The 10,326-nt window shown below is 60.4% G+C and carries 10 protein-coding genes; 1 reads left to right on the top strand and 9 read right to left on the bottom strand.

The genetic code is table 11. The annotated features are described in order from the left end of the window. The coding region (locus ACIREA_RS17900) for a helix-turn-helix domain-containing protein (protein WP_397383686.1) at nucleotides 1-452 on the top strand (452 nt) is incomplete at its 5' end. A gap of 93 nt (nucleotides 453-545) precedes the next feature. Here ACIREA_RS17900 and ACIREA_RS17895 read toward each other — a convergent pair. The 9 genes from ACIREA_RS17895 to ACIREA_RS17855 form a co-directional block, all read right to left on the bottom strand. Continuing rightward, nucleotides 546-1,097, bottom strand: a complete 552-nt coding sequence (locus ACIREA_RS17895; RefSeq protein WP_397383685.1) for a hypothetical protein — start codon at nucleotides 1,095-1,097, stop codon at nucleotides 546-548. Further along, nucleotides 1,078-1,281 (bottom strand): hypothetical protein, encoded by a 204-nt coding sequence (locus tag ACIREA_RS17890; protein WP_397383684.1) that lies wholly within the window; start codon nucleotides 1,279-1,281, stop codon nucleotides 1,078-1,080. The genes ACIREA_RS17895 and ACIREA_RS17890 overlap by 20 nt, the downstream gene beginning before the upstream one ends. 203 nt (nucleotides 1,282-1,484) lie before the next feature. Beyond that, nucleotides 1,485-2,396: a YncE family protein gene (locus tag ACIREA_RS17885; protein WP_397383682.1), complete on the bottom strand. Its 912-nt coding sequence runs from the start codon at nucleotides 2,394-2,396 to the stop codon at nucleotides 1,485-1,487. Nucleotides 2,397-2,537: 141 nt separating this feature from the next. Further along, a complete protein-coding gene (locus ACIREA_RS17880; protein ID WP_397383681.1) occupies nucleotides 2,538-3,920 on the bottom strand; it encodes a DUF1501 domain-containing protein in 1,383 nt (460 codons plus the stop codon). Nucleotides 3,921-3,926: 6 nt separating this feature from the next. Next, nucleotides 3,927-7,244 (bottom strand): PSD1 and planctomycete cytochrome C domain-containing protein, encoded by a 3,318-nt coding sequence (locus ACIREA_RS17875; RefSeq protein ID WP_397383680.1) that lies wholly within the window; start codon nucleotides 7,242-7,244, stop codon nucleotides 3,927-3,929. After that, nucleotides 7,241-8,059 carry an IclR family transcriptional regulator gene (locus tag ACIREA_RS17870; RefSeq protein ID WP_397383679.1) on the bottom strand — a complete coding sequence of 273 codons (819 nt, stop codon included), beginning with the start codon at nucleotides 8,057-8,059 and terminating at the stop codon, nucleotides 7,241-7,243. The genes ACIREA_RS17875 and ACIREA_RS17870 overlap by 4 nt, the downstream gene beginning before the upstream one ends. Nucleotides 8,060-8,289: 230 nt before the next feature. After that, nucleotides 8,290-9,153: a sugar phosphate isomerase/epimerase family protein gene (locus ACIREA_RS17865; protein WP_397383678.1), complete on the bottom strand. Its 864-nt coding sequence runs from the start codon at nucleotides 9,151-9,153 to the stop codon at nucleotides 8,290-8,292. A gap of 4 nt (nucleotides 9,154-9,157) precedes the next feature. Beyond that, nucleotides 9,158-10,150, bottom strand: a complete 993-nt coding sequence (locus ACIREA_RS17860; RefSeq protein WP_397383677.1) for a ThuA domain-containing protein — start codon at nucleotides 10,148-10,150, stop codon at nucleotides 9,158-9,160. Between the two features lie 34 nt (nucleotides 10,151-10,184). Then, nucleotides 10,185-10,310, bottom strand: a complete 126-nt coding sequence (locus ACIREA_RS17855; RefSeq protein WP_397383687.1) for a hypothetical protein — start codon at nucleotides 10,308-10,310, stop codon at nucleotides 10,185-10,187. Nucleotides 10,311-10,326 lie beyond the last annotated feature (16 nt).

Genomic DNA, 10,326 nt, shown 5'->3' with positions numbered 1-10,326 from the left:
TGCTCAAGGAGGACTTCACCCTCGAATGGTATGTCACCCACAAGTTCCCGCTATGGGATGAAGCCGGGCGCATCATCGGCGTCGCCGGCATCAACGCCCGCGCTGGCCGCGTGGACACCCCGGTGCTCAGCGATCCGCAACTCAACCGCGCGCTCGAACACATCCGCGCGCACTACAGCGAAAAGATCAGCGTCGAAACTCTCGCATCCACTGCGGGCATGAGCCGCCGTTCCTTTGAGCGCCAGTTTCACCACACGCTTGGCTGCTCCTCCATGACCTATCTCCGCCGTGTCCGCATCAACGCCGTGTGCCGCGCCATCGTGAGTTCAGCGCGATCGCTATCCGAGATTTCACTGAACTGCGGCTACAGTGATCAAAGTCACATGACCCGCGAGTTCCGAAAACTCGTCGGCGAGACACCCCGAGAATATCGCCTGCGCGGCCAAAATTGAGTTGGCAGGTCCTGCTCCTGCGGAAGGGAACAAGATTTGCAGTCACCTGGAAGAGAGGAGTGTGTGGGTGTGTTTCACCGTCTAGCCGGTAGTTCATCTGCCTACCCGCACTTTCGTCGCAACGGACGACACATCGATTTCAAAGGCGCTATCAACCGAGTAAGTCCCCTCACGGTAACCCTGCCCGAGATAGATCCAGGTTTCCTTCGGCTCATGCTTGGCTTGTTTTGGCTCGGCTCCGTTCAGTGAGGCGGTGGTTGTCTCGCCGCCGGTCTCGATGGAGATCGTATTCCACCCCGGGACGAGCGAGACGCACGTCTCCCGTGTGCTCTGCCCGCACACATAAATTGTCCCGTTTTCATTGACCAGCCGAACGGGAACACGGCTATCACCCATTGTGCCGATGACGTAGCGAGTTGCTGTCAGGTGCTTGAAGCGGAAACGAAGACTGATGATGTCTTCGCGACTGCGGGAGTGATGATCGAGATCGAGTCCGGCAGAAATCTCACCGTAGAAGCGGAGCACACGCCGATTCTCGCTCACAGCTGATTCGACCAGACCGGCCTTGGTATCAGTAGGGAAAACGAATTGCTGGGCGAGACGCTCGGACTGTGTGGAGTCGAAATCAAGAGCCGGCGTCGCCATGGGTTCCACGGGGGGGCAGAAGGTGGTCAAGGGTCTGCTCGCGCAGCCACCCGGAGAGGGACGCGAGCTTGATCTCAAGGTGAGCGGCCACGTCCTTGCGCTTAACGCCAGCGGCCAGCATCTCGCGGGCGATGGTGAGGATGGCCGCTTTTTCGGTGGGGGAATACTTGGCGGGGCGTGGCACGGCGGTGAGGAGGAATGCTTGTTTTATTGCATTAGTCCTTCAGCCGGATGCCGCCGCAGGATGAGAGGATCGAAGCGAAAGGGGGACTCGCCGGGGGCCCAGGCGATGCCGCGCTGAGGCATAGTATGAAGCGGTTCATTGCGATTTATTGTATTACGAGCGAATTGCGTGGATGTAGGCTGCTGGGGCGATATTTTAAGGTCTCAGCGCTCCACTTCCCATGGTTTTGCAAGAACCGCCGCGTCGAGGACATGGACCTGGTTGATGGTTTTGAAAAGTCCATGGTCCGCATACGACCACACCAACTGTTTGTCGGTGGTCACCTCGTATAAATGAGGATTTTTCCCAATGTGACCGTGGCCGAGATAATTGCAGAGCAGGAGGTTTCCGTTCGGGAGACGCTGGAGTCCTGCCATCAACCGCAGCGGATTGTCCGGCAGATCGTTCTCGTGCAAATTCCAGACGATGTCGCCCTTGGCGTTCATTTCGACCACCTGATGGCCGTCGCCGCACGTCACCAGCCAGTTTCCTCCTCTGATCGGAACTATCTCATGGGGGTAACCAGGCACCGTCTGTTCCCGCACGACTTTCCCGCTCGGATCGACTTCCGCCACTTTGCGGTCCGTCATGTAGGTCACGACGTAGTTGCCATTGGCGAGCTTTCGCGCTCCGCGAAACTGACCGTGGGTTCCCACCTTGGGTCCTGATACCAGCGGCACTTCCCGCGCGATTTTGCCGCTTCTATCCACTTCAACAAGCCGCTTGGTCCCGCATTCCACCACCAATACGTTTCCATCGGGCAGCGGCTGTGCGGAATGCACCTCGACTCCCTCGGGGGCTGTGTATTCCCACACGACCTCTTTGCCCAGGGTTACTTCTTTGGCTCCGGTGCGATGGGCGAACAGGATGTTTCCATTGGGCAGCATCCAGCAATCCTGCGGATTCTTTGCCTCGATCCGCCATTCCTCGACGCCCTCCGTGTTGACGATTGAGACTTTCCCCGAGGCATAATCGCAGCACAGAAAGCGGTGTTTGATGGGTTCCGAGGCGGAAAGCGGAGAGGTGGCGACGCCGCCGAGCAGTGCGATGGCAGAAAGCAGATGGAAAATACGCATGATTGGTTTGTTTTTTTGGAGGTTGATTAGAAAACGGCTTTTGGGGCGCGAGCGGTGAAGCTGCGGCGTTAGTAGATCTGAGCGAGCGCACGGCAGCGGACAGTGATAAGACGCAAGCGCTCCAGCGACCTGCGCTGTTGCTTAGGCCAGGATGTTTCGGATTACTTTTCCGTGAACGTCGGTCAGGCGGAAATCACGGCCGGAGTAGCGGAAGGTCAGCCGTTCGTGGTCGATGCCGAGCAGGTGCAGGACGGTGGCGTGGATGTCGTGGATATCGACGGCTCCTTCGACGGGGAAGTAGCCGAAGTCGTCGAGCATGCCGTGGCTGGTGCCGGGACGCAGACCAGCGCCGGCCATCCAGATGGTGAAGCCCCAGGGATGATGGTCGCGGCCTGGTTTGTTGCCTCCGCCTTCGGTGTTTGGCGTGCGGCCAAACTCGGTGGCAAAGACGACGAGCGTGTCCTCCAGCAGGCCGCGGCCTTTCAAATCCTTCAAGAGACCAGCGATGGGCCGGTCGATGGCGCGGGCGTTCGTGGCGTGTTTATCCTTCAACTCGCCGTGCTGGTCCCAGCCGTTGCTGACGATCTCGATGAAGCGGACGCCGCGCTCCAGCAACCTCCGGGCGACGAGGCATTGCCTGCCAAACTCATCGGTTTCCTTGTGCTCGGTGCCCACGCCGTAGAGCGCGAGGGTGGCGGCGGTCTCCTTGGCGAGATCGGTGGCCTCGGGCACGGCATCCTGCATGACGTAGGCTTTTTCGTGGTTGGCGATGGCGGCCTCGATGATCTGATTCTGTGCGGAGGATTTCAGAAAATCGCGGTCGAGCTGCCCCACCGCTCGCATCTTGTTTTGCTGGAGCGATTTGATCTTCTCCGCCATCACGAGGTCGGCCAGAGGACGGGCTGGGTCTTGGAAAAAAGGCGAGCCCTGATGGATGGGCGGCAGGAATCCATTGGTGCGATACATACGCTTCCGTGAGCCCATGACGACGAAGCCGGGAAGGTTCTGATTCTCCGAACCAAGGCCGTAGTGCGCCCACGAGCCGACGCTGGGGAAGCCCTGCAAGAGCGAGCCTCCATGCAACATGCCGATGGCGCTCTCGTGATCGGGGGACGGTCCGTGCACGGCATGAAGAAAGGTGAGATCGTCCACGCAGGAGCCGATGTGTGGAAAGAGATCGCTCACCATCTTTCCGCACTGGCCGTAGCGCTGAAAGGCGAAGGGGCTGCCGAGGATGGCATTGGTGGTGCGTCCGGTGATGTCCTCTTTTTTGCCCGCGATCTGGAGCGGCTTGCCGTGATCCTGGGTGAGGCGCGGTTTGTGATCAAAGCTATCGAGATGCGAGAGACCACCGTCAAGGAAGAACCACACGACGCGCTTTGCCTTGGGAGTGATGTGCGGACCGACCGCATGAAGCGGCGATGCGAAGGAGCGGTCTGCCAAGAGCGACTGCAGCGCGAGCCAGCCAAAGCCCGAGGCGCTGGTTTGCAGAAAGGAGCGGCGGCTGAGTGGTGAAGGTTTCATGAGGGATCAGGGGATGTAGAGAAACTCTTTGGCGTTGATGAGGACGTGGCAAAGGTCCGCCCAGAGCCGCTGGTCCGATCCACGCGCGGCGGGTGGGAGGGCGTAGGTCTCGGCCTGGTCATCAAGGAACTCGACGAGCGACTGCACCTCGTGCGCGGAGGGTTGACGACCGAGCGCCTTGGCAAAGAGATGCTCGATGCGCTGCTCGGTCGAGTATCCCTTGCGGAGCTTCATATCTTTCGCGGCCCAGGCGGTGGCTTGCTCGTGGACCAGAGCGCTGTTCAGCATGAGCAATGACTGCCCGGGCACGCTGCTGGTCTCGCGATCCCCCTGAGTGCGGGATGGCTCCGGCGCATCGAACATGAGCATCATGTGATCGAGCGCCTCGCGTCTGATGTATTGGTAAACACCACGCCGCAGCTTCGGATTGGCCACGGCAGCGCTCTCGCTTTGGTTCGCCGGACCGGTGTAGCCAAACATCGTTTGATCCAGCGTGCCAGAGACCGCGAGGATGGAATCGCGCACCGCCTCGGCCCGCAGGCGCTGCACCGGCATGTGCGAGAGAAGTCGATTCGCAGGGTCCACTTGCTGTGCCTTGGCAGAGATGATGCTTTGCGCTTGAAAGGCCCGGCTCGTGACGAGATGACGGATCAAGGCTTTCACCGACCAATCGTGATCGACGAGATAGGAGGCGAGGTAATCGAGCAACTCGGGATGGCTGGGCTTCTCACCCATGACGCCAAAATTGTCCACGGTAGCGACGAGTCCATGGCCGAAGACCCAGCGCCACACACGATTCGCCATGACACGAGCGGTGAGCGGATTTTGCGGTGAGGTGAGGTCGTGCGCCAGTTCCAGCCGTGCCTGTGGTCCGCTGGTGTAGCCTTCCGCACCGTGGATGACCTCAAGGAAACGGCGGGGTGCTATCTCACCCGGCGAATCCGGCGAGCCTCGACGATGCACGGGCGAATCAAACCCACTGCCCTCCGCCACGATGGCCGAGGCACGCTGGAAACGCGGTACCGCGGACTCGATGCCTCGATACTGCTCCGCGAGCTTTTGCAAGTCGCCGGGCAGTTGTTCCAATTGATTGCGCAAGGCACCGTGCTCCAGCAGCCAGTTCAAAAGGTCGGCATCGTCCGCGTTTGCAGCATTGCGGCCCCAGCGTTCCAGCGTGGCGGCGCATTCCTGAAGCCAGTGAGCGGCGAGACCTTTCGCGTTCCACTCTGGACTTGCAGTCGCGAGGCGCAGCGACAGGTGCAGATCATTCTCTGGCGCTCCAGGGGTATCGTGCTCCACGATCTGATCAACGCCGAACCATGAACGACCAGTCGCGTCATTGACCACGAGTTGATAGGGCTTATTGCCTTCATCGGAACGGCGGAAATGGGCCGCATCTTCCTTGGTTAGGATTTCCAAATACGAGCGGCGTCCCTGCCAGCTCGCCTGATGCCCCACAGGCACTGTCACCCAGGTGGGAAAACGTGAATCAAAGTGCCGCACTTTATGGGCATGAGAGATGTTCTCCATCTGCTGGAAGTTGTTTTGAATCAGTCGCATATGCGCCGACGAACCACCCGCCACCCGAAGACTGACGAACTGCGTGCCAAGCGAAAAGTCGGCAGAACGAGCGATGCTGCCATGCTTGCGGGTCAGCCGATCCGAGCTGAGGCCAGGAGGCACCAAGCGATCGACCAACTCCTTGCCCTCCGGCATCAGCGTGAAGTCGCTGCCGCCGCTCCAGATCGTGCTCGGCTTCACACCAGAGAGGAACCAGCCAGCATCGCTCTCACGAAAATCCGCCATGGTCTTGAACTTGTTCCGGTTCCGCTCCTCGCGGGCTGCGGACTCACGCCGCTGCTCGTCGAGCCAAGTGGCGGCCACCTTTTCCCAGCGCTCGCCCTTAGGCGTCTGCCGGATGCGCCAGAAAAGATGCCCAGGGTCGGCGCTTTCCACCTTTTTCCTGAGCATCACACGGCCCCAGAATGACGAGTCATCCAGCTTACCTCCAGACCCGGCTTGCAACCATGTTTGCAACGCTGCGCTCTGAGTTTGCACATCATCTTTCCATAGCGTGAGCAGGCGACCTTTCATCAGCTGCTTGGCGGATTGCATCGCAGCCACTCCGTTATCCTTCACCTCCGGGGCATCGATGATCACCTGGCTCTCCCGCGAACTGGCGAGTGTCCCAAAGAGCGCGTAGTAATCAACCGTGGAGATCGCATCGAATTTGTGATCGTGGCAGCGTGCGCAGGAAACGGTGAGGCCCTGAAAAGCCTTCGACAACGTATCAATCTGGTTTTCCACAATCTGCGCCTCCTCGAGCGCCACGTCCGATGCAGTCGAGGAAACCTCCATCAGCCGCATGAAGCCGGTGCCAAGCGGTGACTCGTTGATCTTCATCGCGGCATTGAGACGCGGCGGCAGCAGGTCGCCCGCCACATGCTCCTGCACGAAACGGTCATACGGCACATCCGCATTGAAGGCGCGGATCACATAGTCGCGGTAACGCCAAGCCTGCGGGATCGGGTAATCGCGCACATAGCCGCCGGTCTCGCCAAAGCGCATCAAATCCAGCCAGTATGCGGCCCAGTGCTCACCGAACTGCGGGCTCTGGAGGAGCCGGTCGATGAGAGCTTCGGTCTTAGATGGGGAGACAATCTGATGGGAAGACGATGAGGCATCCCCATTAAACGCCTCCATCTCCTCCTCCGTCGGCGGCAGGCCTACCAGCGCAAATTTCAGCCGGCGCAACAAGGCGGCGGACGATGCCGGAGCTGCGGGTTTGAGTCCTTTCTCCTGCATCTTCGCCATGAGAAAACTGTCCACCGGGTGCTGCGCCAGCTTCGGCACGCTTGGCTTGTGGACCGGCTGCCAGGCCCAGTGAACACGACGCTTGGCCAGTTTGGCCTGCCATTCTTCCTTAGCAGCATCTTTGGCGCTCGGCGGATTCTCGGACAACTCCGGCATGCCCATGCTCACCCAGCGCGTGATATCTGCTATTACTCCGTCGGGGAGCTTTTTGGCCCCCTTCGGCATTTTCAGGTCCTTTGAATCGTGGCGGATGGCTTGCAGCAGCAGACTCTTGTCAGGTGCACCTGCATTCACGAGCGCACCGCTCTTCCCACCTTTCTCAAAACCTCCCCGGAAGTCCAGCCGCAGGCCGCCCTTGGTCTTCTCAGCGCTGTGGCATTCGTAGCAGTGCATCACCAGCACAGGCCGGATGCGTGATTCAAAGAACGCCGCGCCATCGGGTTCCGCAGCCGTGGCAAGGAAGGGAAGCGCCAGAAACGGCCCAGAAATCGAACGAATCAGTGACTTCATACTTTTACGTGGGAGGGGTTGAGCGCGGTCGAGGCCATCGCGCCTGCTTTTTTCACGACCGGAGCGAGTTTCGCGAGCCGCTCCTCCGAAAGCCGCTGGCTGGGTCCCGAGATCCACAGACTGGCGATGGCGTTTCCATCCGCGTCGAGAATTGGACCACCGAGGCAGTGATGTCCCTCCAAGTGCTCGCCCGCATCCACGGCCCAGCCTTGCTGCCTCACTTCATCTAGGCACTTGAGGAAGTCTTTGCGATTCGAAATCGTCCACGGCTGAAAGCGCTCAAACTTCATGCCCGCAATGATTTCATCCCGCTCCGCCTCCGGCATGAAGGCCAGCATCACCTTCCCTGGACCACTCGTGTGCAGCGGAAAACGCGTGCCACGCTCCACGTAAAATTTGATCAGCGCCTTACCGATCACGCGCTCCAGCACGATGCCCTCATGGTCGCTGATGATGCCGAGATGCGCAGCCTCCCCCGTCTGCTCGCTGAGCCAGCGCATCGCTGGCAGGGCGGCCTCCGCCAGCGGCACATCATCCACCACCGGCTGGCACAGCGATAGCATCTGCGCCCCGATGCTGAAGCGCTTCTCCGCATCCCGCACCACATACCCGTGCGCAACCAGCGACTGCGTGACGCGATACACAAAGTTCACCGACAATCCCAGCCGCTCCGCGATCTCCGATAGCGTCAACCCGCCCGACGCTCCGCCAAGGCAGCGCAGCACGGCGAGCGCGCGGTCCAGGCTCGGCGTGCTGAAACCGGAGTCTTGAACAGGAGTGGCCGTTTTGCGGCGTGAAGCGGGTTGGCGAGGCATTTTCTATATTTGCGTAGTTGTGTGTATATAGAAACGTCAGGAATTGAGAAAGTCTTTCTCGTCGTTTCGGACCACCGGGGTGGACTCAGGTGCCGTCATCCCGGACCCGCGGCCGCACCGCCTTCGAGCGCCCCTCGTTCAAGGCCCAGAGGAATGCCGAAATCCTCTCCTGGATCGAGGAGTTGGATGATGTGTCTCACTTCTTAGGGGCGGGTGACGAGTCCGGCGGCTCAGCTTGCGAATGTTCTGCGGAGGTAGTCTGCATCGAAGCGGATGTCCTGCTCGATGCCGTTCGGGAGTTGCGTGCCCTCAATGTGAACCCACGCGTCGTGCCAGCCGATGTCGCGCATGGCGTCCCGCATTTTTCCAAAGTCGATGTTTCCCTGGCCGTAGAGTCCCTTGAAGTCCTTGGCGTGAAACTCACAGATGCGCTCTTTGCCAAGCCTGCGGATGGCCACGCCGTAGTCCTCGCCCTCTTTGTCCATGTTGGCCACGTCATACCAGACCTGGATGTTCGGCGAGCGCACGGCTTCGAGCATCTTTTCCAATACGGGCACCTTCAGCGTGGACTCGATGCCGTAGATGACGCCTGCGTTCTCGGCGAGCGGTGCGAGTTTTTTGAGGATGCCGGTGACCTTCTCGATGCCTGCCTCATCGCCAGCGAGGCTTCCTTTGCCAAAGAAGGCCAGAAGAACGCAGCGCGCTTTCAGGCGTTGAGCGACCTTGGGGCTCGCCAGCACCCACTTTTCGGCCTCGGGCTCGCTTTTGAGCGGCACACCGTTGAGCGTGGCCAAGGCCAAGGAAGGCACCGCGATCCCAAGTTCGGCGGATTTGGCGAGGTAGCTGTCCTGCAGTTTCTCATCGAACAGCGGCAGCCATCCCTTGGCATCCGGCTCGCGCCCGAAATCGACTTGCACGCCATCCAGCCCGATGCGCTTGGCGAGATCAAGCGAAGCAGGTTGCGCGGCGAGTTTCATGGTCCAGTCACAGGCTCCTATTTTGATCTTCGTGCCCGCTGTGGCGGCGCGCAGATGTTCGACCTGCGAGGCAAGCGCGGCGAGTGCGGTGGTGGTGAGGAAGGTGCGTCGTTTCATGAGATCAGTCTTTCAGCGGGATGCCGCGCAGGATGAGGGGATCGAAGCGATAGGGTGACTCGCCGGCGGCCCAGGCGATGCCGCGCAGCAGAATGGTCCGGAAGAAGGGGTCGTCGAAGGTCCAGTCGAAGTGGCCCAGCGTGGAGGCAACGACGCGGCCTTTTCCGTGCTCGTGGGCCCAGATGATGGGTTCGGAGCTGACCTTGTCGCCCACGGTTTCATCGGAGGTGGCGAGCGCGGTGATCTTGCTGCGGTCGCCTTGCAGGTTCCAGAAGCACTCGTCGGCGAGGGTGAAGCTGTCCGGCAGCCCATGCATGATCGGATGACGCGGCTCCGGCAGCTTCAGGGTGATGACCTTGTGCTTGTAGTGGCTGTCGTTCCCCTTGGCTAGGCCGAGCAGATTCGCGAGCGCTGACGTAGTATTCCAGAGCACATAGTGCGACAGCACGAGACCACCGCCACGGTTCAGGAACGTCTCGATCTGCGGCAGGTGACTCGCGTCTTTCCAGCACTGCGGGCTTTGATAAAGCATAATGACATCCGCCGTGGCGAACTGCTCCTCCGTGGGCCATTCCAAGGTGCTTAGTGCTTTGACGTGCGGTGAGCCTGCGGTGATCAAGGCGCGGTCCGCTTCCACCTGGGGGCGATACATATTCGTCACCGCCTCATCACCTGGGCCTGCGCCGCCAAGCAGCACTTTCCAGCGTTTCGGCAGCACATCGTGAGAATGGGACCTCGGCGGGTGATCCTTGGCACCTCCAGCGAAGAGAATGGTCAGCGGTCGAAGGCTCGCCTCCGCGGCGGGCTTCGGTGCCTTGCCAAGAACGGCATTAACCCCGGCACGGCTGCGCAGGTCCGGTGTCTGGACGCCATAGGTGTGCTCGGGTTCCGCCTGGGCGTGTGCCAACAAACCGGTGGAGGCAGCGAGCGCTCCCGCCGAGCGATGGATAAAGGTGCGGCGGCTGATGTCGGTAGGGAGGGTGAGGGTGGGTTTCATGGTGTGAGTTGAAGGCAGTTGCAGGGGTGTTGGATCATTTCTTCTCCAGCGGTTTGAGGTAGATATTGCGGAACTGGATCGGGCTGCCCTCGCTTTGCAGGCAGATCGCGCCGCTGGACGGTTTGGCACCGGTGCCTTTGTTCTGCAGCAGGCCGTTGATGGTCAGTTGGATCGAG

Origin of the sequence: Prosthecobacter sp., assembly GCF_044373815.1 — a bacterium.
GTDB lineage: Bacteria > Verrucomicrobiota > Verrucomicrobiia > Verrucomicrobiales > Verrucomicrobiaceae > Prosthecobacter.
This window is presented reverse-complemented; position numbering and strand designations above follow the sequence as displayed.